Origin of the sequence: Streptomyces olivaceus, assembly GCF_000721235.1 — a bacterium.
Classification (GTDB): Bacteria; Actinomycetota; Actinomycetes; order Streptomycetales; family Streptomycetaceae; genus Streptomyces; species Streptomyces olivaceus.
In genome coordinates this window covers 1-431 of record NZ_JOFH01000137.1, presented here as the reverse complement: position 1 = coordinate 431, position 431 = coordinate 1, and the positions used below count along the sequence as shown (strand labels likewise).

At 71.5% G+C, this 431-nt stretch carries 1 pseudogene; it reads right to left on the bottom strand.

Annotated elements, in window-relative coordinates:
- Window positions 1-431: pseudogene (locus tag IG94_RS0138135) on the bottom strand (IS481 family transposase); the annotation flags it as partial.

Sequence of the window (431 nt, the reverse complement as noted above, 5' to 3'; positions counted from 1 at the left end):
GGTGGCGGTCTCCTTCTTCTCGTCCGCGTGGATCTCGCTGTAGGCGAGGCGGGAGTGGTCGTCGACGGCGGTGTGCAGGTAGCTGTAGCCGAGGTTGGGACGGCCGTGGACGGTGCGGGGCCGGGCGGGGTCGCGGTGCGCGGAGCTGTTGCGGCCGCCCTGGGACCTGCCGTGGACCTTGTGCCCGCCGCCGTCTGGGATGTTGCCCAGCTTCTTGATGTCGACGTGGACCAGTTCGCCGGGCCTCTCGCGTTCGTAGCGGCGTATGACGCGGCCGGTGGCCCGGTCCAGGTGGGAGAGGCGGGCCAGGCGGTAGCGGGCAAGGACACGGTGCACGGTCGAGGGCACCAGGCGCAGGAAGTGTGCGATGCGGGCCGGTCCCCACCGGCGCAGCAGGCGGACCTTGATGATCCGTCGCTCAGTGCGGGTCG